This window comes from Pseudomonas protegens, assembly GCF_013407925.2.
In the GTDB taxonomy this organism is placed as follows: domain Bacteria; phylum Pseudomonadota; class Gammaproteobacteria; order Pseudomonadales; family Pseudomonadaceae; genus Aquipseudomonas; species Aquipseudomonas fluorescens_AP.
Map to the genome: position 1 here is coordinate 4,956,429 of NZ_CP060201.1, position 21,035 is coordinate 4,977,463.

Here is a 21,035-nt window from a genome sequence, read left to right on the forward strand (position 1 = left end):
GATACCGATCATGAGTAAGAACCCTCGTATAGCGTTGTTCGACCGTGGGCTGTTGCTGACGGCGTGCCTGGATGCGGTGAAGAAGCTGCTGCCCCAGGCGCAGTGGAAGAACCCGGTGATGTTCGTGGTCTACCTGGGCAGCATTCTCACCACTCTGCTGTGGTTCCAGTCCCTGGGCGGTGAAGGCGAGGCCTCCAGCGGCTTCATCCTCAGCATCACCCTGTGGCTGTGGTTCACCGTGCTGTTCGCCAACTTCGCCGAAGCCCTGGCCGAGGGCCGCAGCCGGGCCCAGGCCGCGAGCCTCAAGGGCATGAAGCGCCAGACCCTGGCCAAGCTGTTGCAGCAGCCCAAGCATGGCGCTGCCTGGTTGCCCATGGCCGCCAGCGAGCTGCGCAAGGACATGGTGGTGCTGATCGAAGCCGGCGACCTGGTGCCGCTGGATGGCGAGGTCATCGAAGGCGTGGCCACGGTGGACGAGAGCGCCATCACCGGTGAATCGGCGCCGGTGATCCGCGAGGCCGGGGGCGACTTCTCCTCGGTCACCGGCGGCACCAAGGTGCTGTCGGACTGGCTGGTGGTGCGCATCAGCGTCAACCCCGGCGAGTCGTTCCTGGACCGCATGATCTCCATGGTGGAATCGGCCAAGCGCCAGAAGACCCCCAACGAGGTGGCCCTGACCATTCTCCTAGTGGGCCTGACCCTGCTGTTCCTGCTGGTGATCGTCACCCTGAGCCCGTACTCGATCTTCGCCGTGGCCATGAGCGGCACCGGCAGCGTGATCAGCGCCACGGTGATGGTGGCGTTGCTGGTGTGCCTGATTCCCACCACCATCGGCGGCCTGCTCTCGGCGATCGGCGTGGCGGGCATGAGCCGGATGATGTCGGCCAACGTCATCGCCACGTCCGGGCGCGCTGTGGAAGCGGCGGGGGACGTCGACGTGTTGCTGCTGGACAAGACCGGCACCATCACCCTGGGCAACCGTCAGGCCAGCGCCTTTCTGCCGGCCCCGGGAATCAAGGACAGCGAACTGGCGGACGCCGCGCAACTGGCCTCCCTGGCGGACGAAACCCCGGAAGGGCGGAGCATCGTGGTGCTGGCCAAGCAGAAGTTCGACATCCGTGGCCGCGACATCGAGGCCCTGGGCGCCAGCTTCGTGCAGTTCACCGCGCAGACCCGCATGAGCGGCGTCGACCTGCCGGAGGGGCGCAGCATCCGCAAGGGTGCGGCCGATGCCATTCGCCGGCACATCGAAGCCCTGGGGGGCAGCTTCCCGCCGGCCTTGCAGGCCAAGGTCGATGAAGTCTCCCGGCGCGGCAGCACGCCGCTGGTGGTCAGCGACGGCGCTCAGGCCCTGGGCGTGGTGGAACTCAAGGACGTGGTCAAGGGCGGGATGAAGGAGCGCTTCGCCGAACTGCGGCGCATGGGCATCAAGACCGTGATGATCACCGGCGACAACCGCCTGACCGCGGCGGCGATTGCGGTGGAGGCCGGGGTCGATGATTTCCTCGCCGAGGCCCGTCCTGAGGACAAGCTGCAACTGATCCGCGACTACCAGGCCAAGGGCAAGCTGGTGGCCATGACCGGCGACGGCACCAACGACGCCCCGGCCCTGGCCCAGGCCGACGTGGCGGTGGCGATGAACAGCGGCACCCAGGCGGCAAAGGAGGCCGGCAACATGGTCGACCTGGACAGCAACCCGACCAAGCTGATCGAGGTGGTGGAAGTCGGCAAGCAGATGCTCATGACCCGTGGCGCCCTGACCACCTTCAGCGTGGCCAACGACGTGGCCAAGTATTTTGCTATCGTACCGGCCGCGTTCGTCGCCACTTACCCGCAATTGGGCGCGTTGAACGTGATGCAACTGACCAGCCCGAACTCGGCGATTCTCAGTGCGGTGATCTTCAATGCGCTGATCATCGTGTTCCTCATCCCCCTGGCGCTCAAGGGGGTGAAGTACCGCTCCATCGGCGCGGCGGCCCTGCTTAACCGCAACCTGCTGATCTATGGCCTGGGCGGGGTGCTGGTGCCCTTTGCCGGGATCAAGCTGATCGACATGCTGCTGGCCGGGCTTGGCCTGGTCTGAGGCAAGGACTGACAATGCGGCGCTCCCCGGAGCGCCGCATTGTTCATTTAAGGAAGCTCATGACTGTGCTCGATGCGAGTTCCCCGCCCCGCGACGGGCGTCCCGACCCTGATGCGCTGCTGGAAAAGCTGCAACAGGATGAACAGGCCGCCCAGCGCGGCAAGCTGCGGATCTATTTCGGTTCCAACGCCGGGGTCGGCAAGACCTGCGCCATGCTCACCGCCGCCCGCAATGAAGTGGCCCAGGGCCGCGACGTGGTGGCCGGGGTGGTGGAAACCCACGGCCGGCGGGAAACCGCCGAGCTCTTGCAAGGCCTGGAAGTGCTGGAGCGTCACCGCCTGATGCACCGCGACTACGCCTTGCCCGAATTCGACCTGGACGCGGCCCTGGCGCGGCGTCCTTCGGTGCTGCTGGTGGACGAGCTGGCCCACAGCAACGTCCCCGGTTCGCGTCACCCCAAGCGCTGGCAGGACGTGGAAGAACTGCTGCGGGCCGGGATCGATGTCTGGACCACTCTCAACGTCCAGCACCTGGAAAGCCTCAACGACATCGTCAGCGGCATCATCGGCATCCGCGTGCGCGAGACGGTGCCCGATCACCTGTTCGACGAAGCCCATGAAGTGCTGGTGATCGACCTGCCGCCGGACGACCTGCTGCGCCGCCTCAAGGACGGCAAGGTCTACATGGGGCCGCAGGCCGAGCGGGCTTCACGGCATTTCTTTCGCAAGGGCAACCTGCTGGCCCTGCGCGAACTGACCCTGCGCCGCACCGCCGACCGGGTCGATGCGCAGATGCGCGACTACCGCCGCGAACGTTCGATCAATGCCCTGTGGCCGGCCCGCGAGCGTTTGCTGGTGGGGGTGGCCGGTGATCCGGCGGACGAACGCCTGGTGCGTGAGGCCGCGCGCCTGGCGCAGAAGCTCGAAGCCGACTGGATGGTGGTGCACGTGGCCTCGGCGCAGCGCCGCGGCCACGGCGCCAGCCGTTATGCGGCGGCGATGAAGACCCTGGCCCTGGCCGCCGAGTTCGGCGCCGAAACCGCGACCCTGCCCGGCCTGGACGTGGCCGAGGCGCTGGTGGCCTGTGCCCGCGAGCACAATGCCAATCGCCTGGTGCTGGGCCATTACCCGCGCAAGGTCTGGCAGTTCTGGCACCAGTCGGTGAGCGACCGGATCAGCCGCCAGCACCCGGAAATCGATCAGATCGTGATCGCCAACGGCCCCTTGAGCCGGCGCCCGGTGCCGGCGGACAAGCCCGAGGCCGGGCTGCCGCCGAGCCGCGCGCCGGCCTACCTGTGGGCCAGCCTGGCGTGCTTTGCCGCCACCGCGGTGGCGGCGCTGCTGCTCAAGGTGTTCGACCCGGCCAACGTGGTCATGCTGTTCCTGCTCACCGTGGTCCTGGTGGCCCTGCGTTTTGGACGCGGCCCGGGCGTCTGGGCGGCGATGCTGGCGGTGTTGTGCTTCGACTTTTTTTTCGTCCAGCCGGTGTGGTCGTTCACGGTCAACGACACCCAGTACTTCTTCACCTTCGCCCTGATGCTCGGCATTGCCCTGATCACCGGCCAGCTCACCGCGCGCCTGCGCCATCAGGCGCGCACCGCCGCCGAGGGCGAACGCCGCGCCACTTCCCTGGCCGGGCTGGCCCGGGAGCTGTCGGCGGCGCTGACCGAGGAGCAGATCTGCGCCGTGGCCCTGCGCACCTTCAGCGGAGTGTTCGAGGCCCGGGTCGGGCTGGCGCTGCCGGACGCCGACAATCGAGTGCGCGCCCTGAACGCCAATGTCCTGGTCATCGACGAGAGCATCGCCCAGTGGGCTTATGATCACGCCCAGCCGGCGGGGCGCGGCACCGATACCCTGGCGGCCGCCAAGGGCTGCTACCTGCCGCTCAAGGCGCCGATGCGGGTGCGCGGGGTGCTGGTGCTGGAACTGGCGGATGCCGAACGCCTGGCCGAACCCGAGGAGCGGCGCCTGCTGGAAGCCTGCATGAGCCAGCTGGCGATTGCCCTGGAACGGGTGCATTACGTCGAAGTGGCCCAGAGCACTGTGGTGCAGATGGAAGGCGAACGCATGCGCAACACCTTGCTGGCGGCGATTTCCCACGACCTGCGCACGCCCTTGACCACCATCATCGGCGCCGCCGACGCTGCCTTGCCCCATGCCACCGAGGGCCCGCTCAAGCAACTGCTGGCGGGTATCCACGATCAGGCCTCGTCCATGCAGCGCCTGATCGAGAACCTGCTGGACATGGCGCGCATGCAGGAGCGCGGAGTGCGCCTCAAGCGCCAGTGGAACTCCCTGGAGGAAATTGTCGGCAGCGCCCTGCGCCAGTTGCGCGAGCCCCTGGCCAAGCATCAGTTGCGAGTGACCATGGCGCCGCAGTTGCCCCTGGTGGAAGTGGACGCGCTGCTGCTGGAACGGGTGCTGGTGAACCTCTTGGACAACGCCGCCAAGTACACTCCGGCCGGCACCCTGGTGCAGATCAGCGCCCGTCAGGTCGACCAGCAGATCATTCTGCAGGTCAGCGACTCCGGCCCCGGCTGTCCCAAGGGCAGCTCCCCGGACAGCCTGTTCGAAGCCTTCAGCCGTGGCCAGCAGGAGTCCGCCGTGGCCGGGATCGGCCTGGGCCTGGCCCTGGCCAAACGTATTGTCGAAGCCCATGGCGGGCGGATCGAGGCCCAGCCTCACGCCGACGCCGGGCTGAGTTTTGTCATCACCTTGCCGGCGGGACAACCGCCTTCCCTGGAAGCCCTATGAGCAGCCCACGCATCCTGATCGTCGAGGACGAAGCCAACATCCGCCGCTTTGTCGGCATAGCCCTGGAGGACGAAGGCTTCCAGGTGTTCGAGGCCGACAGCGTCAAGCGCGCGCTGATCCATGCCGCCAGCCGCCAGCCGGACCTGGTGATCGTCGACCTGGGCCTGCCGGACGGCGACGGCAAGCAGTTGATCAGCGAGCTGCGTGGCTGGCTGGCGGTGCCGATCCTGGTGCTCTCGGCCCGGGATCGGGAAGACGAGAAAGTCGCCGCCCTGGACGCCGGGGCCGACGACTACCTGGTCAAGCCGTTCGGCGTGCCGGAGCTGCTGGCGCGGATTCGCGCGCAGTTGCGCCGCCATGGCCAGAGCGGCGCGGCGGCGGCCACCAGCAAGGTCAACTTCGGCGTGATCGAGGTCGACCTGGCGACCCATGAAGTGCGCCGCGAAGGGCAACTGGTGCACCTCACGCCGATTGAATACCGCCTGCTCTGTGCGTTGATCCGCGGCCAGAGCCGGGTGCTGACCCATCGCCAGCTGCTGCTGGAGGTTTGGGGCCTGGATTATGTCGACCGCGCCCATTACCTGCGGGTGCACATGGCCCATCTGCGGCAGAAGCTGGAGGCCGATCCGGCTCAGCCCCAGCACCTGATCACCGAGTTGCAGGTGGGTTATCGCCTGGTGGGGCTCTGATCCCGGCGCGTGGCGCCGCTCAGGGGTTTCTCGCCGCGGCGCCGTTCATGCACAAAGTCGATGTACAGGGTGATGCAGCCGAAGGTGGCGATGCCGAACAGCAGAAGAAGGCCGATCTGGATGTTGCTCATGGGGAAGGTCCTGTGGGCAAGACGCGGCACGACCGGCTCGACAGGGCCAGTCAGCAAGCGTCGGGGAGCTGATAGATAATCCCTGGGCGCCGCGCTTGCCAGGGTTTATATGAAAGCTTTACGGCGTCGCCGATGATCCCTATGCCCGGCATACGCCAGGCTTTGCGCGGCGCCGCTCTTGCTAGAATCCGCCATCCTTCACCGACTTCAGGTTGCTGCCCCATGACCGCTTCGACCCCGCTGATCCGCACCGTACTGCCCACCGACCTGGACCGCTGCTTCGCCATCGAAACCCTGGCCTACGAAGGCGACGAAGCCGCGACCCGGGACAAGATCGCCACCCGCATCGCCACCTGGCCGGAGGGGTTTATCGTCGCCGAGGTGGACGGTGTGGTGGCCGGCTTCATCAACGCCGGCGCCACCTTCGAGGTGCAGATGGCCGATGAAGCCTTCAAGGAACTGATCGGCCACGACCCGGCCGGTTCGGAAGTGGTGATCATGTCGGTGGTGGTGCACCCGGACTTCCAGGGCCTGGGCCTGGCCCGGCAACTGCTGCACGCCTTCATCGCGCGCATGGGCGAGCTGGGCAAGGCGCGCATCCACCTGATGTGCAAGGAACGCCACGTGCCGCTGTACCAGCGCTTTGGTTTTGTCTACGTCAAGGCGTCGGAGTCGGACCACGGCGGCATGGCCTGGCATGAGATGGTGTTGGGTCTTGCGCCGTAACACTCCATCCTTGTGAGTGGGCTTTATGTAGTCTAAATTTAGGCTGCTGCTGGCCCGGGCTATCCCTGTCCAGCATTCCCGAGGACATGTGTCATGCGTATTCAAACCATCAGTTTCGTGAAGAAAAACGCTGCGGATCTGGATCTTTCCGAGCCCATGCTGGTGACCCAGAACGGTGTTCCCGCCTATGTGATCGAATCTTACGAAGAGCGCAAGCGCCGTGACGAAGCCATCGCTCTGATCAAGCTGTTGTCGTTCGCGGATCGAGACAAGCAGCAGGGCAAGCTAGTGAGCGCCGACAATCTGCTGCAACGTCTGGCCCAGCGTCGCCAAGTGTCGAAAGACGATGCAGAAGACTTATAGGGTTGAGTTCGCCACGGCAGCCGAACATGGCGTAGTGGCGTTGGAACACTATCTGATCCAGCAGTGCGGCCCGCAGCAGGCGGGACAGTTTGTCGATCAATTGATCAGGCAGATCGCCTCGACCTTGAGTGAGCAGGCATACACCTTTGCGGTTTGCCAACAAGCGGCCTCGTTGGGCGTCACTCACTTTCGCGAATTCCTGTGCATGGGGCAGCGGGTACTTTATGAGGTCTATCCGGATGAGCAACGGGTGGTTGTGGCCTTGATCATCGGCCAGCGTCAAAGTGTCGAAAAGCAACTGATCGACTACTGCCTGATGCTCTGAGCCTCAGAACGCCAGCACCATCCGCCGTTCATAACCGATCCGGCCCTTGCAGGCCTCGCCGTTCTCCACCCAACCCAGCTTGCGGTACAGCTTGAGGGCCGGCTGGTTGTCACTGTCCACCGCCAGGTTCAGGCCCCTGAGCCCGGGCCACTGTCGGCGCGCGGCGGCGGGGATGGCTTGCAGGCAGGCCTGGCCGAAGCCCCGGCCCTGGAACCGCTGGTCCACTTGCAGGGCGTGCAGGCTGGCGCTGTCGGCGTCGGCCCAGGCCGGCAGGCACGGCGGGCGCTTGAGCAGCACGAAGGCCACCGGCCACTCGTCGCTGAGCAGGGCAAAGCCCTTGATCGCACCCTGGGGCGCATTGACCAGGGCGTGCAGCGCGCCGTGAATGTCGCCGCTAAAGGTCTTCTGTGCGGGCCGCACTTCAAGCTCCAGCAAACGCGCGTGCTGCTGACTGTCGAGCTGTTCGTAAGGCACGAGGCGGGTGGTCACGGGCAGGGCGATCCGGTCGGGAGGAGGGGGCGGATTCTAGCGATTTTGCCCAGCGGGTAAAATTTTTTCCGCGGCTTGTCGATTGCGCGAGTGGCCAGGCGACTAAGGGTGAAGCGAACAGTCAACGCTCCGTGTGCAGGGGCTGTTCGGCCGCGGTTGATTTCACTCTTGAGGAGTTTGGCCATGCTCAATCCATCCAATGAAGCGCAGATCCGCAGCCTGATCGATCTCTGGCAGCAGGCGGTGCTGGCCCGGGATATCGAACGCATCGTCAGCTATTACGCCGACGACATCACCTCCTTCGACGCGGTCGGGGCCTTGCAGTTCAAGGGCAAGGCGGCCTATCGCGCGCACTGGGAGGCATGCATGCAGGTCTGCCCCGGCCCGGGCATTTTCGAGTTCCACCAACTGCAGGTGCGTGCCGATGCAGAGCTGGCCTGCGCCCATTGGCTGGCCCATTGCGGCGGCACCGACGCCGAGGGCGTGACCAAGGCCTGCTGGATGCGCGTCAGCGCGGCCTATCAACGTCGCGAGGGCCAGTGGCAGGTGGTGCACGAGCACTGGTCGGCGCCGTTCGACATGCGCACCGGGAGCACCCTGTTCGACTTGCAGCCCTGAACAGCGAGCGGTTCGCCAAAGCGCAAAACAGCGACCATAGTTGCTCAGCCCGAGTCCGGAGGTGCCCATGAAATACCTATGCCTGGTCTACAGCGACGAGCGCTTGCTGCACAGCCTGCCCGACAGCCCCGAGGACGCCGAATGCCTGGCCTATGCCGAGTCGGTGCAAGGTAGCGGGCGGATGCTGGCCGCCGAGGCGCTGCAATCGGTGCAGTGCGCCACCACGGTGCGCATGCGCGGCGGCAAGCTGTCGATCACCGACGGCCCGTTCGCCGAAACCAAGGAACAGCTGGCCGGTTTCTACCTGATCGAGGCCAGGGACCTGAATGAAGCGATCCAGGTTGCCGGGCATATTCCGGCCGCCCGGGTCGGCAGCGTCGAAGTGCGGCCGGTGCGTGAGTTGAATCCCTGAAAACCACGATAAGCAGGAGTGTGGCGATGACTTTCCAAACCACGGGCCGCCAGCCCGCCGAGCATGAACTGTCCATCAGCCGATTGATCGACGCGCCGCGCAACCGGGTGTTTCGCGCCTGGACCGAGCCGGCCTTGCTGGCGCAATGGTGGGGACCCCACGGCATGACCACCCCGGAGTGTGAAATGGATTTGTGGGTCGGCGGCCAGTTTCGCACCCTGATGCGCGCCCCGGACGGCAGCGAGTACCCGACCATGGGGGTGTTCCTGGAGATCGACGCCCCGTCGCGGCTGGTGTTTACCGATGCCTACCTGCCGGGCTGGATTCCTTCGGGCAAGCCGTTCATGACCGCTGAAGTGACCTTCGAGGAGCAGGGCGACAAGACCCTCTACACCGCCCGGGCCATGCACTGGACCGAAGCCGACCGCAAGGCGCACGAAGCCATGGGGTTTCATGAGGGTTGGGGGCAGAGCCTGGAGCGTCTGGTGACCCGGGGCCTGCCGGACTGATGGCCGAGCCAGCCCGGGAAGCGCTAGCGGCGCAGGTGGCGCAGGTCTACCGCGAGCAGTCGCGGCGGATCCTCGCCACCCTGATCCGCCTGCTGGGGGATTTCGACCTGGCCGAGGAGGCGCTGCACGAGGCCTTCTTCGTGGCCGTCGAGCGCTGGCAGGACGCTGGCGTGCCCGACAATCCCCGGGCCTGGCTGGTGTCGGTCGGCCGCTTCAAGGCCATCGACGCCTTGCGCCGACGGGCGCGTTTCGCGGCTTCCCAGGCGGCGCTGCTCAGCCAGTTGGAGCAACTGGAACAGGACGACTGGAGCGTCGAGGATGTGCAGGATGACCGCCTGCGCCTGATCTTCACCTGCTGCCACCCGGCATTGGCGGCCGATGCCCAGGTGCCGTTGACCCTGCGCGAGATCTGCGACCTGAGCACCGAGGAAATCGCCCGGGCCTTCCTGGTCAGCCCGGCCACCATCGCCCAGCGCATCGTGCGCGCCAAGGCGAAAATCCGCGACGCCGGGATTCCCTATCAGGTGCCGGAGCTGAGTGAATTGCCCGAGCGCCTGGAGAGCGTGCTGCGGGTGATCTACCTGGTATTCAACGAGGGTTACTCGGCCTCCATGGGCGCCGAACTGACCCGAGATGAGCTGACCCGCGAAGCCATCCGCCTGGGCTACCTGTTGCTGGAGCTGCTGCCCGAGGCGGAGGTGATGGGCCTGCTGGCGCTGATGCTGTTGCACGAGTCCCGGCGCACGGCGCGGATCTCTGCCACTGGCGAGTTGATCCTGCTGGACGAGCAGGACCGTTCGTTGTGGCAGCAGGACATGATCGAGGAAGGTTGCGCCCTGGTGGAGCGCGGCCTGCGCAGCGGACACGCCGGGCCTTATTGCCTGCAAGCGGCGATTGCCGCGGTGCATGCCGAAGCCGCGAGCGCCGAACAGACCGACTGGGCGCAGATCGTCGGCCTGTATGACATCCTGCTGCGCTTGCAGCCTTCACCGGTGATCCGGCTCAACCGTGCCGTGGCCCTGGCTCAGCGCGATGGGCCAGCTGCCGGGCTGGCGCAAGTGGAGGCCATTCTGAGCCGCGGCGACTTGCAGGATTACCACTTGGCCCATGCCGCGCGTGCCGATTTCTGTCGGCAACTGGGGCAGGTCGGTGCGGCGCGCGAATCCTACCAACTCGCCTTGGCCCTGGTCCGGCAAGGCCCCGAGCGGCGCTTTCTCGAACAGCGCCTGGCCCAGCTCGACGCCTTGTAGAGGCTGGCGATTCAGGGTGGCCGGCGGGGGCTGGTCAGGAGCCGGTGAACGCGGTCATTGCAGCATCCGCGCCAGTAACCAGCTGCCTGCCGGCCCCGGCGGATGCAGGCGTGACCAGAGCGCGTCCACCGCCACGGTGCGCGGCCAGCCACGGACCTGCAGCTCTTGCAACTTGCCGGCGCCGAAGCCCTCCACCAGCCAGCGTGGCAGGGGCGCCCAGCCAAAGCCGCCCTGGGCCATCTCCAGCAGCATCAGGTAGCTGGGGGCCGACCAGACCCGGCCCTGGCTCCGGCTCTCGTAGGGGTTGAGCACGGTGGCCAGGCGCAGTTCCCGGTGCTGGCGCAGGGCTTGTTCGTCGACCCGATCCAGGGCCGCCAGGGGATGGTTGCGCGACACGTAGAGCGACATTTCACCCCGTTCATCCAGGGTCTTGTGTTCCAGGTCCGCCGGGTAATCGTCCTGCTTTTCGGCAAAGGCGATCTGCGCCCGGCCACTTTGCACCAGGGCGATCAGGTCATCGCATTCGGCGATCAGGCATTCCAGCTCCAGGTCCGGGTAGCGCTGCTCGAAGGCGCCGAGGCCGCTTTCAAAACGGTCCGACTGGTAGGTGTCGGATAGGGCGATGGTGAGCTTCGCCTCGATCCCCCGGGACAGTTGGCTGGCGGCCATTTCCAGGCGGCTGGTGGCGGCGAGGATCTCTTCGGCGCGCTGCAGAAGGACATGCCCGGCCGGTGTCAGCCCGGGCTTGCGGCTGCTGCGGTCGAACAGCTGGACATCGAGGTCGATCTCCAGGCTGGCCACCGCCGCGCTGATGGTGGACTGACTCTTGCCCAGCTTGCGCGCGGCAGCGGAAAAGGAGCCTTGGGTGGCGGCCTGGACGAACGCCAGCAGCACTTCATGTGAGGCCATGAAACTATCGCCTTGATCGATGGTTATTGGTTATGAAGTATCGGCCTGCTCCTGGATGATCGCCAACACTTTCACTCCAGGAGTACGCCAATGAGCCTGCCTAAATCCCTGACCGAACGTATTTTCCAGGCGGTAGCCTTCGAGCTGCTGGCGGTGTCGATCTGTACTCCGCTGCTGTCCTGGATCATGGACAAACCCATGGCCGACATGGGCCTGGTGACCCTCGCCATCGGCCTTCTGGCCCTGGGCTGGAACGTGCTGTTCAACGGTCTGTTCGATCGTTTGCTCAAGCGTCTGGGCCTTGAGCACAACGGCAGGACCCGGGTCCTGCATGCCTTGCTGTTCGAAGGCGGGCTGGTGGCGTTCTGTGTGCCGCTGATTGCCTGGTGGCTGGATATCAGCCTGCTGCAGGCCTTCCTCCTGGACATCGGCGTGTTGTTGTTCTTCCTGCCCTACACCTGCCTCTACCACTGGGCCTACGACGTGCTGCGGGACAAGTGGCTGCAAACGCGTCTGGTCCATTGAACGGCAAGGCGCTCCGGGGGGAGCGCCTTCGCCTGCGGGCGGCGAAAATCTCCGGGGCGCCTATCATGGCGTAGACGCTGGCGGCGACGCAGCAGACAAAACTGGACACTGTCCCGGTGTTTTTCTGAAAATATGCGCCAGCCGGTTCCGGTGACTGAACCTGCCGCCCTCCCGACTATCTGAAGACCATGACTATTCCCCGCAACTGGATCATCTGCGAGCACTGCGATTCGCTGTACGAGTCCGTGCCGCTCCGCAAGGGCCAGGCCGCCCAGTGTTCGCGCTGTGGCGCGCTGCTGGCCCGCGCCCGCCACCTGAGCGTGCAGCAGCTGTTCGCCCTGTCGATCAGCGCCGGGTTGCTGTTCGTCTTCGCCAATCTGTTTCCGGTGATCAAGATCAGCCTCGAAGGCCTGAGCAACGAGGCGACCCTCTGGCAATCGGTGGAGGCCCTGGCCCAGGGCCGCATCAGCCTGATCGCGGCGATCACCGGCCTGACCATCATTCTCGCGCCGTGCCTGCAGATCATCCTGCTGTGCTGGGTGCTGGGCTTTGCCAACGTCGGCCGCGCGGCGCCGGGCTTCAAGGCCTGCATGCGCGCCCTGGAACACCTGCGCCCCTGGAGCATGCTCGAGGTGTGCCTGCTGGGCATCCTGGTGGCCATCGTCAAGCTGGCGGGCATGCTCGATGTGCACCCGGGGATGGGCCTGTGGGCCCTGGCGATGCTCACGGTGCTGATCATCCTGATTTCCGGCAAGGACATCCGCTACCTCTGGGATGACCTGGAGGGCCGCTACTGATGAGTGCGCCGCCCTACGCCCGCGACTATCAACTGATGCTGTGCCACACCTGCGGCCAGGTCTGCCAGGACTTCGAGCACCGCTGCCCGCGCTGCGATAGCGTGGTGCATGCGCGCAAGCCCAACAGCCTGGCGCGCACCTGGGCCTTTCTCCTGGCCAGCCTGATCTTCTACATCCCGGCCAATCTGCTGCCGGTGATGCACACCAGCATCTTTGGCAGCGCCAGTGAAAACACCATCATGAGCGGCGTGGTGGAGTTCTGGAAACACGGCTCCTGGGACATCGCCCTGCTGATCTTCATTGCCAGCGTGGTGGTGCCCTGCAGCAAGTTCTTGGTCCTCGGCACCCTGCTGGTGACCTGCCAGCGCCGCAGCCTCTGGGCCCGGCGCGAGCGGGCCAAGCTGTACCGCTTTATCGAGTTGATCGGCTACTGGTCGATGCTCGACGTACTGGTGGTAGCCCTGGTGGCGGCGCTGGTGCAGTTCCGTGCCCTGAGCTCGATCGATCCGCGCATGGGCATTCTGTTTTTTGGTTTGGTGGTGGTGCTGACGATGTTGGCCGCCATGAGTTTCGATCCCCGGCTTATCTGGGACGCAGAGGTTGAAGATGTCTGAGCATCCAGGTTCCAACGCAGCAAATCCCCGGCCCGCGCCTGGTGCTCCGGCGCTGCGCACGCGGCGTTTCAATGTCTCGCTGGTGTGGCTGGTGCCGATCGTCGCGGCCCTGGTGGGGTTGTCGATGGTGGTGCACAAGTCGCTGTCGGCGGGGCCGGAAATCACCATCAGCTTCCAGACCGCCGAAGGCCTGGAGGCCAACAAGACCCAGGTCAAGTACAAGAACGTGGTGATCGGCAAGGTGACCGCCATCGCCTTGAGCGACGACCGCAAGAAGGTGCTGGCCAAGGTCGAGCTGGATCAGTCCGCCGAACCCTTCACCGCCGACGACTCGATGTTCTGGGTGGTGCGTCCGCGGATCGGCGCCAACGGCGTTTCCGGGGTCGACACCTTGCTCTCCGGGGCCTTTATCGGCGCCGACGCCGGCAAGTCGGAAAAGCGCAAGGACAGCTTCAAGGGCCTGGAAACCCCGCCGCCGATCACCTACGGGCAAAAGGGCAAGCGCTTCACCCTGCACACCGATGACCTGGGTTCGCTGGATATCGGTTCGCCGGTCTACTACCGGCGCATCGAAGTGGGGCAGGTGGTGTCCTACCAGTTGGCCAACGGCGGCAAGGGCGTGGACGTGAAGATCTTCGTCAACGCGCCCAACGACAAGTACGTCACCACCGACACCCGCTTCTGGAACGCCAGCGGCGTCGACGTGACCCTCGGCGCCAATGGCCTGAAGGTCAACACCGAGTCGGTGTCGTCGATCCTCGCCGGCGGCATTGCCTTCGTCGAGCCCAAGTACAGCCCCAATGCCAAGCCGGCCGAGGAGAACGCCGAGTACACCCTGTTCGGCGACCAGGACACCGCCCTGGCGCCGCCGGACGGCGCGCCCTATTACATCCGCATGCGCTTCGACCAGGCCCTGCGCGGGCTGTCGATCAATGCACCGGTGGAGTTCCTCGGGGTGAACATCGGCAAGGTGGTGTCGATGGACCTGGACTACGACGAACAGCGCAAGTATTTCCCGACCCTGGTCGGCGCGGTGATCTATCCCGAGCGCCTGGGCAAGGCCCACGAAAAGCTGGTGAAGCAGACCGGCGGCGAAGACGATGCGCGCTCGGCCCAGCTGATCGGCGCCTTCGTCAAGAACGGCCTGCGGGCCCAGCCCCGCAGCGGCAACCTGCTGACCGGCCAGCTGTACATCTCCCTGGACTTTGTCGCCAACGCCAAGCCGGTGGCCTATGACGCTACGGCGCGGCCGCTGGAAATCCCCACCATCCCCGGCAGCATGGACAAGTTGCAGGAACAACTGCAGGCCGTGGTGGACAAGATCAGCAAGCTGCCGATCGACTCGATTGCCGCCAACCTCAATGGCAGCCTGGTGGAGATGCAGAAGACCCTGAAGCAGGTCAACGGCGAGGTGCTGCCGCAGATGCGCGACACCCTGGAGCAATCGAAGAAGACCCTGGCCAGCGCCAACGAGAGCTTCTCCGAGGACTCGCCACAGCGCCAGAAACTCAGCCAGGCCATGGAAGAAGTGCAGCGTACCGCGCGTTCGGTGCGGGTCCTCAGCGACTTCCTCGGGCGTCATCCGGAAGCGCTGATCCGCGGGCGCCTCAAAGACAACCAACCGGATGCCTACCAGTCGCCATCCTCCTCTGTTCGCGAATCCGTACCGGAAGCCCAGCCATGAAAACCCGTGCCCTGTTGCTCTGCCTGACCCTGGGGCTGGCCGCCTGCAGTTCGGCGCCCACCCGTTACTACACCCTGATGCCGCCCGTGGCCGAAGGCAGCGCTGCGGCGCGCACTGGCGACCTGCAGTTCGAGATGTCCACGGTGCGCATTCCGGTGCAGGTGGATCAGCCGCAACTGGTGGTACGCCAGGACAGCGGCAGCCTGGCGATCCTCGAAACCCAACGCTGGAGCGCGCCGCTGGTGGACGAATTCCACGATGCCCTGGCCAGCCAGATGGAGCACAAGCTCGGCACCCGCAACCTTGAAGGCTTGCCCAAGCAGCCCGGGCGTCCGCTGCTGTCGTTGCAGACCGATGTGCGGCGTTTCGAATCGCTTCCCGGGCGCTATGCGCTGATCGACGTGGTCTGGAGCCTGCGCCTGCGGGGCGAGGGCGGTCCGGCCCGCAACCTGACCTGCAGCAGCCAGATCCGCCAGCCGGCGGGTGTTGAACTGAGCAGCCTGGTCCAGGCCCACCAGCAGGCCATCGCCCTGCTGGCCGGGCAGATTGCTGGCGCGGCGCGTAGCTGGACCTGCCCCTGACTAGGTTTGTGTAGCCGCTGCCGCAGGCTGCGAACGGCTCCGTAGGAGACGCGTGGATCTTGAGGCCGCTGGAGGTTCGGCAAGAGATCGCCAAGCAAGGTGTTCAGCGCCGGGCGCTGAGTTGCTGGGGCGCGAGGAAGGCGTCGTGGAAGTAGGCACGCAAGGCCTGCATCGCCGGGGTGAAGGCCCGTTCGCGGTGCCAGGCCAGCCCCACGCTCATCGGCGTCACCGCGTCGCTCAGGCTCAGGGTCTCGATGCGCTTGCCCTCCAGGGACCAGGGCCGGTGCACCAGGTCCGAAAGAATCGCCACGCCGCTGCCGTTGGCCACCATGCTGCGCACCGCCTCCACCGAGCTGGTGCGCACCCGCACGTTGGGCTGCTGGCCGGCCTGTTCCCAATAGCGCATGGCGCTCTGTTCGGCCTCGTCGACGGTGAGCAGGATGAACGGCTCCTGGGCCACGTCCGCCAGGCTGATGCTGGTGCGCTCGCACAGCGGATGGTGGGCCGGCAGCCACAGCCGGCGCTCGGAGTTGAACAGGGTCTGCGAGACGATGTCCGGGTGGGTCAGGTTGGCGGTGAGCACCACCGCCATGTCGAAGCGGCCTTCCAGCAAGCCTTGTTCGATGGCCTGGCGTTCCTGTTCATGCAGCTCGATGGTGACGTCCGGGTGCCAGTGCTCCAGGCGTTGCAGGTGGTGCGGCAGGAAGTAGCCGATCACCGTGTAGCTGGCCGCCAGGTGCAGCACACCGCTGGCCCGGTAGTCCGGCAACGGGCTGTTCAGCGCATCCTCGACGCTGCGCAGAATCACGTAGGCGCGGTTGAGAAAGTGCCGCCCGGCATCGGTCAGGTTCATGCCCTGGGCCGAGCGCACAAACAACTGCACCGCGAGCATGGCCTCCAGTTCCTTGATCGCGGTGGTCACCGCCGACTGCGAGATATTCAAGTGAATCGCCGCCTGGGAGATCTGCCCGATCTCGGCCGTGGCCACGAAATAGCGCACCTGGCGCAAGGTCAACGACATGGCCCATTCCCCCCTTGTCCTGTAGGAGCCGGCTTGCCGGCGAAAGCGATGGTGCGAACGCCGCTGCCGCCAAACCCGGCATTGCTCTTTAGCTTTATCTGTTTTTCAGAAGAAGCTCTATCTGATAATAGATCTTCCCAAGGGGTCAAGGCCGCTCTAATTTCCGTGACACGAAGTCACAAGAGTTGGAGCAACAGTGATGCAGGCAGTGGATTTCAATTCGGACATGGGCGAGAGCTTCGGCCCCTGGACCATCGGCGATGGCGTCGACAACGAGCTGATGGGTTTTATCAGTTCGGCCAATATCGCCACCGGCTTTCACGCCGGCGACCCCAGCACCATGCGCCGCACCATCGAGCAGGCCAAGCGCCGGGGCGTGGCCATCGGTGCGCACCCGGGGTTTCGCGATCTGGTGGGTTTCGGGCGCCGGCATATCAATGCCCCGGCCCAGGAACTGGTGGACGACATGCTCTATCAGCTCGGCGCCCTGCGTGAGCTGGCCCGGGTACAAGGCGTGAAGCTGCAACACATCAAGCCCCACGGCGCGCTCTACATGCATTTGGCCAGGGACGAGGAAGCGGCGCGGCTGTTGGTGGAAAACCTGCGCCAGCTGGAGCCCGAGCTGCTGCTGTATTGCATGCCCAACTCGGTGATCTGGCAGGTGGCCCGGGAGCTGGGCCAGCCAGTGATCCGCGAGTTCTACGCCGACCGCGACTACGACCTCAGCGGTTCCATCGTCTTCACCCGTCAGGTACGCGCCCTGGACCCGGCCGCGGTGGCGGCCAAGGTGCTGCGCGCCTGCCAGACCGGCCTGGTGCGCACCGTCGAAGGCGAGGACTTGAGCATCGAATTCGACTCCATCTGCCTGCACAGCGACACCCCCGGCGCCCTGGATCTGGTGGAGGCCACCCGCACGGCGCTGGATCAGGCCGGCATCGAGGTGCGCGCACCGCGCTGAGCGCATCGAAAGCCTGCACATCGACAACAAGCACCGCGCACAGACGCGGGCCTCATCCGGTTTTTGAATTTTTGCCTGCCTTTCTACAACTATTCCAAAAGGAACAGACATGGCCGAACACAGTGTTATCACCCCCTTGCCGGGCACCTTCTATCGCAAGGCCACCCCCGAGTCGGCGCCTTTCGTCGAGGTCGGCGACCGCGTCAGCGCCGATACCGTGATCGGCCTGATCGAAGTCATGAAGCAGTTTTCCGAACTGACCGCCGGGAGCGCGGGCCAAGTCAGCGCCTTTTTGGTGGAAGACGGTGATCCGGTGGAACCGGGTCAGGTCGTCGCGACGCTCGAAGAGTGAGGGCCGGGGCATGACTCAAGCAATCAACAAGTTGCTGGTGGCCAACCGCGGCGAGATCGCCGTGCGCATCATCCGTGCGGCGAAAGCCCTGGGGATTCCCACCGTTGCCGCCTGCAGTGAGGCGGATGCCGACTCCATGGCTGCACGTTTGGCCGATGAAGTGCAGATCATCGGCCCGGCGCGGGCCGACAAGAGCTACCTGAACGTCCAGGCCCTGCTCGGTGCCTTGCAGGCCAGCGGTGCCAACGCGGTACATCCGGGCTATGGCTTTCTTTCCGAGAACGCCGGTTTTGCCGAGGCGGTGGTCGCGGCCGGGGCGATTTTCGTCGGTCCCAGCGCCGAAACCATTCGCCGCATGGGCGACAAGGCTGAAGCCCGGCGCACGGCGCAGGCGGCCGGGGTGCCGGTGGTTCCGGGTTCTCCAGGTGAACTCTTCGATTTGGAGGCCGCGCTCAAGGCCGCTGAAAGCGTGGGCTTTCCGCTGCTGATCAAGGCCAGTGCCGGTGGCGGCGGGCGCGGGATCCGCCTGGCTCAGGACGCGGCGCAATTGGCCGAGGAATTCCCTCGGGCGCAGCGCGAAGCCCAGACCGCTTTCGGCAATGGTGCGCTGTACCTGGAGCGTTTCATCGGCCGTGCCCGGCATATCGAAGTCCAGGTACTGGGTGATGGCCAGCACGCGGTGCACCTGTTCGAGCGCGAGTGCTCGTTGCAGCGGCGGCGGCAGAAAATCTTCGAAGAAGCGCCGTCGCCGGTGCTCAGCGCCGCGCAGCGCGAGCAGTTGTGCAGCAGCGCGGTGCGTCTGACCCAAGCTCTGGGCTATCAGGGCGCTGGCACCCTGGAATACCTGTATGACGACAGCACCGGCGAGTTCTTCTTTATCGAGATGAACACGCGGATCCAGGTCGAGCACCCGATCAGCGAGCTGATCACCGGCATCGATCTGGTCCAGGCCATGTTGCGCATTGCCGGGGGCGAGCCCCTGGGGTTGCGCCAGAGTGATATCCAGCTCAATGGCGCGGCCTTGCAGATGCGCCTGAACGCCGAAGACCCGGCGCGGGATTTCTTCCCCAGCCCGGGCCGGGTCGAGCAACTGATCTGGCCGCAAGGGCCGGGAGTGCGGGTCGATAGCCACCTGTACCCGGGCTATGCTGTGCCGCCTTACTACGACTCGCTGCTGGCCAAGCTGATCGTGCACGGAGCTGATCGCGACGAGGCCCTGGCCCGGGCAAGGCTGGTCGTGGAGCAGACCACCCTGACCGGCATGGCCAGTACCTTGTCGCTGCACCGTGAACTGCTGGCCGAACCCTGGTTGCAGCAGGCCGATTTTCACACGGGAACCCTGGAAACCTGGCTGGCCGCGCGCCGCGCCGGAGGTGTCGCATGAGCCAGCCGATCCGCTACAGCTTTGGTGCCGACGAGCACCTGTTCGCCGAAGTCAGCGACAGCATGTCCCTGGAGGCCTTCTTCAAGGGCATGGCGGTGACCCGCGCGGTGCAGCGCCTGGAATTGGACGGGGTGCTGGATGTGTGCCTGGCCAACGCCTCGTTCCAGATCCGCTTCGACCCGGACCGCATCGCCCCGCACACCCTGCTGGAGGCGGTGCAGCAGGCCGAGGCCGGGGCGGTGGCCGAGCGCAGCCTGCACACCCGGATCATCGAGATCCCGGTGCTCTACAACGACCCTTGGACCCATGAAACCCTGATGCGCTTTCGTGACCGGCACCAGGACCCCAGCGCCACGGACCTGGAGTACGCGGCGCGGATCAACGGTCTGGCGGACGTCGAGGCGTTCATTGCCGCCCACAGCGGCGCGCCCTGGTTCGTCTCCATGGTGGGCTTCGTCGCCGGGTTGCCGTTCATGTTCCAGATGGTCGAACGTGAACGGCAACTGCAGGTGCCCAAGTACCTGCGGCCACGCACCGATACGCCGAAACTGACCCTGGGTCATGGCGGCTGTTTCGGCTGCATCTACTCGGTACGCGGCGCCGGCGGCTACCAGATGTTCGGCGTTACTCCGGCGCCGATCTACGACCCGCAGCAGCAACTGGCTTACCTCAAGCAGCACATGGTGTTCTTCCGGCCTGGGGATATCGTGCAGTTCAAGCCCATCGACCGTGAGACCTATGACCTGGCGGTGGTCGAGGTCGAGGCCGGGCGCTTCGATCTGCGCATCCGCGAGGTGGAGTTTTCCCTGGATGCCTTTCTCGCCGACCCGGTCGGCTATCCCAAATCGCTGCAGGAGGTGCTGGCATGATCAAGGTCATCAAACCGGGCCTGGCCACATCGGTGCAGGATCTGGGTCGCGAAGGTTTCTATCACCTGGGGATTCCGCCGTCCGGGGCCCTGGACCAGTACGCCCTGAGCGCGGCCAACCAGCTGGTGGGCAACCCGGCAGGCGCGGCCGGGCTGGAATGCACCTTGCTCGGGCCGGAGCTTGCGTTCAGCGCCGACGCCCTGGTGGCGGTCTGCGGCGCCCACATGACCCCCAAGCTCGATGGCGTGGACATGCACCTGGACACCGCCTTTGCGGTCAAGGCCGGGCAAGTGCTGCGTTTCGACTTTCCCAAGGCCGGGGCCCGGGCCTATCTGGCGGTGGCCGGTGGCATCGATGTGCCGCTGGTGCTGGGCAGTCGTTCGACCTATGCCCTGGGCGCCCTCGGTGGTTTCCAGGGCCGGCGTCTGGCGGCCGGAGATGAACTGCCGGTGGGCGTCGCCAGCGGCAAGGGCCGACCCGGTGCCAGCCTGCCCATGGCGCTGCGCCAATCCCTGGGCGGCGAAATCACCTTGCGGGTGGTGCCGGGCCTGTACTACGAACGCTTGAGCGAGGCGGCCAAGGCCAGCTTCTTCGCCGAACCCTGGACCGTGGGTTCGGAGGCGGACCGCATCGGCTATCGCTTCAAGGGTGGCAGCGCCTTGAGCTTCCAGCCCCGGGAGCAGCCGTTCGGTGCTGGTTCCGACCCTTCGAACATCGTCGACAGTTGCTACCCGATTGGCTCGATCCAGGTGCCGGCGGGGCTGGAACCCATCGTCCTGCACCGGGACGCGGTGTCCGGTGGCGGCTACGCCATGATCGGCACGGTGATCAGCGCCGACCTTGACCTGATCGGCCAGATGCAGCCCAACCAGAAGGCCCGCTTTGTCGCGGTGACCCTCGAAGAAGCGCTGGAGGCTCGGCGCTCCTACAAGAAAAAGCTCAGCTGTCTGAGCAAACTGTTTCCTTCCTGATTCTGCCCGCCGCATCGCGCGG

At 65.6% G+C, this 21,035-nt stretch carries 24 protein-coding genes; 20 read left to right on the forward strand and 4 right to left on the reverse strand.

Annotated features, from left to right (window positions below; all coding sequences use genetic code 11):
• Positions 1-10 precede the first annotated feature (10 nt).
• From kdpB to GGI48_RS23090, 3 genes are read left to right on the forward strand one after another with little or no spacing between them, the layout of a single operon-like run.
• The gene (gene kdpB / locus GGI48_RS23080) at positions 11-2,083 is read left to right on the forward strand and encodes a potassium-transporting ATPase subunit KdpB (protein WP_016968149.1); all 2,073 of its coding nucleotides are present in this window, start codon (positions 11-13) and stop codon (positions 2,081-2,083) included.
• Positions 2,084-2,142: 59 nt separating this feature from the next.
• Positions 2,143-4,836, forward strand: coding sequence for a sensor histidine kinase KdpD (locus GGI48_RS23085; protein WP_179600196.1), 2,694 nt, complete (start codon positions 2,143-2,145; stop codon positions 4,834-4,836).
• Entirely contained in the window at positions 4,833-5,525 is a 693-nt protein-coding gene (locus GGI48_RS23090; RefSeq protein WP_060840642.1) for a response regulator, read from the forward strand. Before GGI48_RS23085 ends, GGI48_RS23090 begins: the two co-directional genes overlap by 4 nt.
• Here GGI48_RS23090 and GGI48_RS23095 read toward each other — a convergent pair.
• The gene (locus tag GGI48_RS23095) at positions 5,504-5,656 is read right to left on the reverse strand and encodes a hypothetical protein (protein ID WP_016968146.1); all 153 of its coding nucleotides are present in this window, start codon (positions 5,654-5,656) and stop codon (positions 5,504-5,506) included. The genes GGI48_RS23090 and GGI48_RS23095 overlap by 22 nt on opposite strands.
• 222 nt (positions 5,657-5,878) lie before the next feature.
• On the opposite strand from GGI48_RS23095, the gene GGI48_RS23100 reads away from it, so the two are divergent.
• From GGI48_RS23100 to GGI48_RS23110, 3 genes are all read left to right on the forward strand, one after another.
• On the forward strand, positions 5,879-6,382 hold the full coding sequence (locus GGI48_RS23100) for a GNAT family N-acetyltransferase (protein WP_179600198.1): 504 nt from the start codon (positions 5,879-5,881) through the stop codon (positions 6,380-6,382).
• Positions 6,383-6,475: 93 nt separating this feature from the next.
• Positions 6,476-6,745 carry a prevent-host-death protein gene (locus tag GGI48_RS23105; RefSeq protein ID WP_047305695.1) on the forward strand — a complete coding sequence of 90 codons (270 nt, stop codon included), beginning with the start codon at positions 6,476-6,478 and terminating at the stop codon, positions 6,743-6,745.
• Positions 6,729-7,070: a type II toxin-antitoxin system RelE/ParE family toxin gene (locus GGI48_RS23110; RefSeq protein WP_047305694.1), complete on the forward strand. Its 342-nt coding sequence runs from the start codon at positions 6,729-6,731 to the stop codon at positions 7,068-7,070. The genes GGI48_RS23105 and GGI48_RS23110 overlap by 17 nt, the downstream gene beginning before the upstream one ends.
• Before the next feature lie 3 nt (positions 7,071-7,073).
• Here the strand turns inward: GGI48_RS23110 and GGI48_RS23115 are convergent, their stop codons facing one another.
• The gene (locus GGI48_RS23115; protein WP_047305693.1) at positions 7,074-7,559 is read right to left on the reverse strand and encodes a GNAT family N-acetyltransferase; all 486 of its coding nucleotides are present in this window, start codon (positions 7,557-7,559) and stop codon (positions 7,074-7,076) included.
• 183 nt (positions 7,560-7,742) lie between these two features.
• Between GGI48_RS23115 and GGI48_RS23120 the strand changes: the two genes are divergently transcribed.
• The 4 genes from GGI48_RS23120 to GGI48_RS23135 all read left to right on the forward strand — a co-directional run bounded on the left by GGI48_RS23120 (position 7,743) and on the right by GGI48_RS23135 (position 10,348).
• Entirely contained in the window at positions 7,743-8,177 is a 435-nt protein-coding gene (locus GGI48_RS23120; protein WP_047305692.1) for a YybH family protein, read from the forward strand.
• Positions 8,178-8,244: 67 nt separating this feature from the next.
• On the forward strand, positions 8,245-8,589 hold the full coding sequence (locus GGI48_RS23125) for a YciI family protein (RefSeq protein ID WP_016968142.1): 345 nt from the start codon (positions 8,245-8,247) through the stop codon (positions 8,587-8,589).
• Positions 8,590-8,615: 26 nt separating this feature from the next.
• A complete protein-coding gene (locus GGI48_RS23130; protein WP_179600200.1) occupies positions 8,616-9,098 on the forward strand; it encodes an SRPBCC family protein in 483 nt (160 codons plus the stop codon).
• Complete coding sequence (locus tag GGI48_RS23135) at positions 9,098-10,348, forward strand: RNA polymerase sigma factor (protein WP_179600202.1); 1,251 nt, start codon at positions 9,098-9,100, stop codon at positions 10,346-10,348. Before GGI48_RS23130 ends, GGI48_RS23135 begins: the two co-directional genes overlap by 1 nt.
• 54 nt (positions 10,349-10,402) lie before the next feature.
• Here the strand turns inward: GGI48_RS23135 and GGI48_RS23140 are convergent, their stop codons facing one another.
• Positions 10,403-11,257 (reverse strand): LysR family transcriptional regulator, encoded by an 855-nt coding sequence (locus GGI48_RS23140; RefSeq protein ID WP_016968139.1) that lies wholly within the window; start codon positions 11,255-11,257, stop codon positions 10,403-10,405.
• A gap of 90 nt (positions 11,258-11,347) precedes the next feature.
• Here GGI48_RS23140 and GGI48_RS23145 point away from each other — a divergent pair, with 90 nt between their 5' ends.
• From GGI48_RS23145 to GGI48_RS23165, 5 genes are all read left to right on the forward strand, one after another.
• A complete protein-coding gene (locus GGI48_RS23145) occupies positions 11,348-11,782 on the forward strand; it encodes a multidrug/biocide efflux PACE transporter (protein ID WP_179600204.1) in 435 nt (144 codons plus the stop codon).
• A gap of 188 nt (positions 11,783-11,970) precedes the next feature.
• Positions 11,971-12,579 (forward strand): paraquat-inducible protein A, encoded by a 609-nt coding sequence (locus tag GGI48_RS23150; protein ID WP_016968136.1) that lies wholly within the window; start codon positions 11,971-11,973, stop codon positions 12,577-12,579.
• Positions 12,579-13,193, forward strand: a complete 615-nt coding sequence (locus GGI48_RS23155) for a paraquat-inducible protein A (protein ID WP_016968135.1) — start codon at positions 12,579-12,581, stop codon at positions 13,191-13,193. The genes GGI48_RS23150 and GGI48_RS23155 overlap by 1 nt, the downstream gene beginning before the upstream one ends.
• On the forward strand, positions 13,186-14,877 hold the full coding sequence (locus GGI48_RS23160; RefSeq protein WP_179600206.1) for an intermembrane transport protein PqiB: 1,692 nt from the start codon (positions 13,186-13,188) through the stop codon (positions 14,875-14,877). The genes GGI48_RS23155 and GGI48_RS23160 overlap by 8 nt, the downstream gene beginning before the upstream one ends.
• Entirely contained in the window at positions 14,874-15,458 is a 585-nt protein-coding gene (locus GGI48_RS23165; protein WP_179600208.1) for a membrane integrity-associated transporter subunit PqiC, read from the forward strand. Before GGI48_RS23160 ends, GGI48_RS23165 begins: the two co-directional genes overlap by 4 nt.
• A 103-nt stretch (positions 15,459-15,561) precedes the next feature.
• Here GGI48_RS23165 and GGI48_RS23170 read toward each other — a convergent pair whose 3' ends face one another.
• Positions 15,562-16,479: a LysR family transcriptional regulator gene (locus GGI48_RS23170; protein ID WP_016968132.1), complete on the reverse strand. Its 918-nt coding sequence runs from the start codon at positions 16,477-16,479 to the stop codon at positions 15,562-15,564.
• Positions 16,480-16,678: 199 nt separating this feature from the next.
• Here GGI48_RS23170 and GGI48_RS23175 point away from each other — a divergent pair, with 199 nt between their 5' ends.
• The 5 genes from GGI48_RS23175 (at position 16,679) to GGI48_RS23195 (ending at position 21,013) form a co-directional block, all read left to right on the forward strand.
• Positions 16,679-17,437, forward strand: coding sequence for a 5-oxoprolinase subunit PxpA (locus GGI48_RS23175; RefSeq protein ID WP_179600210.1), 759 nt, complete (start codon positions 16,679-16,681; stop codon positions 17,435-17,437).
• 109 nt (positions 17,438-17,546) lie between these two features.
• Entirely contained in the window at positions 17,547-17,789 is a 243-nt protein-coding gene (locus tag GGI48_RS23180; RefSeq protein ID WP_179600212.1) for an acetyl-CoA carboxylase, read from the forward strand.
• 10 nt (positions 17,790-17,799) lie between these two features.
• Positions 17,800-19,173 carry an acetyl-CoA carboxylase biotin carboxylase subunit gene (locus GGI48_RS23185; protein ID WP_179600214.1) on the forward strand — a complete coding sequence of 458 codons (1,374 nt, stop codon included), beginning with the start codon at positions 17,800-17,802 and terminating at the stop codon, positions 19,171-19,173.
• Positions 19,170-20,042, forward strand: a complete 873-nt coding sequence (locus GGI48_RS23190) for a 5-oxoprolinase subunit B family protein (protein ID WP_179600216.1) — start codon at positions 19,170-19,172, stop codon at positions 20,040-20,042. The genes GGI48_RS23185 and GGI48_RS23190 overlap by 4 nt, the downstream gene beginning before the upstream one ends.
• A complete protein-coding gene (locus tag GGI48_RS23195; RefSeq protein WP_179600218.1) occupies positions 20,039-21,013 on the forward strand; it encodes a biotin-dependent carboxyltransferase family protein in 975 nt (324 codons plus the stop codon). The genes GGI48_RS23190 and GGI48_RS23195 overlap by 4 nt, the downstream gene beginning before the upstream one ends.
• Positions 21,014-21,035: the final 22 nt, after the last annotated feature.

Coding starts and splice junctions, on each gene's coding strand:
- kdpB (WP_016968149.1), top strand. CDS start 11: ATGAGTAAGAACCCTCGTATAGCGTTGTTCGACCGTGGGCTGTTGCTG.
- GGI48_RS23085 (WP_179600196.1), top strand. CDS start 2,143: ATGACTGTGCTCGATGCGAGTTCCCCGCCCCGCGACGGGCGTCCCGAC.
- GGI48_RS23090 (WP_060840642.1), top strand. CDS start 4,833: ATGAGCAGCCCACGCATCCTGATCGTCGAGGACGAAGCCAACATCCGC.
- GGI48_RS23095 (WP_016968146.1), bottom strand. CDS start 5,656: ATGAGCAACATCCAGATCGGCCTTCTTCTGCTGTTCGGCATCGCCACC.
- GGI48_RS23100 (WP_179600198.1), top strand. CDS start 5,879: ATGACCGCTTCGACCCCGCTGATCCGCACCGTACTGCCCACCGACCTG.
- GGI48_RS23105 (WP_047305695.1), top strand. CDS start 6,476: ATGCGTATTCAAACCATCAGTTTCGTGAAGAAAAACGCTGCGGATCTG.
- GGI48_RS23110 (WP_047305694.1), top strand. CDS start 6,729: ATGCAGAAGACTTATAGGGTTGAGTTCGCCACGGCAGCCGAACATGGC.
- GGI48_RS23120 (WP_047305692.1), top strand. CDS start 7,743: ATGCTCAATCCATCCAATGAAGCGCAGATCCGCAGCCTGATCGATCTC.
- GGI48_RS23125 (WP_016968142.1), top strand. CDS start 8,245: ATGAAATACCTATGCCTGGTCTACAGCGACGAGCGCTTGCTGCACAGC.
- GGI48_RS23130 (WP_179600200.1), top strand. CDS start 8,616: ATGACTTTCCAAACCACGGGCCGCCAGCCCGCCGAGCATGAACTGTCC.
- GGI48_RS23135 (WP_179600202.1), top strand. CDS start 9,098: ATGGCCGAGCCAGCCCGGGAAGCGCTAGCGGCGCAGGTGGCGCAGGTC.
- GGI48_RS23140 (WP_016968139.1), bottom strand. CDS start 11,257: ATGGCCTCACATGAAGTGCTGCTGGCGTTCGTCCAGGCCGCCACCCAA.
- GGI48_RS23145 (WP_179600204.1), top strand. CDS start 11,348: ATGAGCCTGCCTAAATCCCTGACCGAACGTATTTTCCAGGCGGTAGCC.
- GGI48_RS23150 (WP_016968136.1), top strand. CDS start 11,971: ATGACTATTCCCCGCAACTGGATCATCTGCGAGCACTGCGATTCGCTG.
- GGI48_RS23155 (WP_016968135.1), top strand. CDS start 12,579: ATGAGTGCGCCGCCCTACGCCCGCGACTATCAACTGATGCTGTGCCAC.
- GGI48_RS23160 (WP_179600206.1), top strand. CDS start 13,186: ATGTCTGAGCATCCAGGTTCCAACGCAGCAAATCCCCGGCCCGCGCCT.
- GGI48_RS23165 (WP_179600208.1), top strand. CDS start 14,874: ATGAAAACCCGTGCCCTGTTGCTCTGCCTGACCCTGGGGCTGGCCGCC.
- GGI48_RS23170 (WP_016968132.1), bottom strand. CDS start 16,479: ATGTCGTTGACCTTGCGCCAGGTGCGCTATTTCGTGGCCACGGCCGAG.
- GGI48_RS23175 (WP_179600210.1), top strand. CDS start 16,679: ATGCAGGCAGTGGATTTCAATTCGGACATGGGCGAGAGCTTCGGCCCC.
- GGI48_RS23180 (WP_179600212.1), top strand. CDS start 17,547: ATGGCCGAACACAGTGTTATCACCCCCTTGCCGGGCACCTTCTATCGC.
- GGI48_RS23185 (WP_179600214.1), top strand. CDS start 17,800: ATGACTCAAGCAATCAACAAGTTGCTGGTGGCCAACCGCGGCGAGATC.
- GGI48_RS23190 (WP_179600216.1), top strand. CDS start 19,170: ATGAGCCAGCCGATCCGCTACAGCTTTGGTGCCGACGAGCACCTGTTC.
- GGI48_RS23195 (WP_179600218.1), top strand. CDS start 20,039: ATGATCAAGGTCATCAAACCGGGCCTGGCCACATCGGTGCAGGATCTG.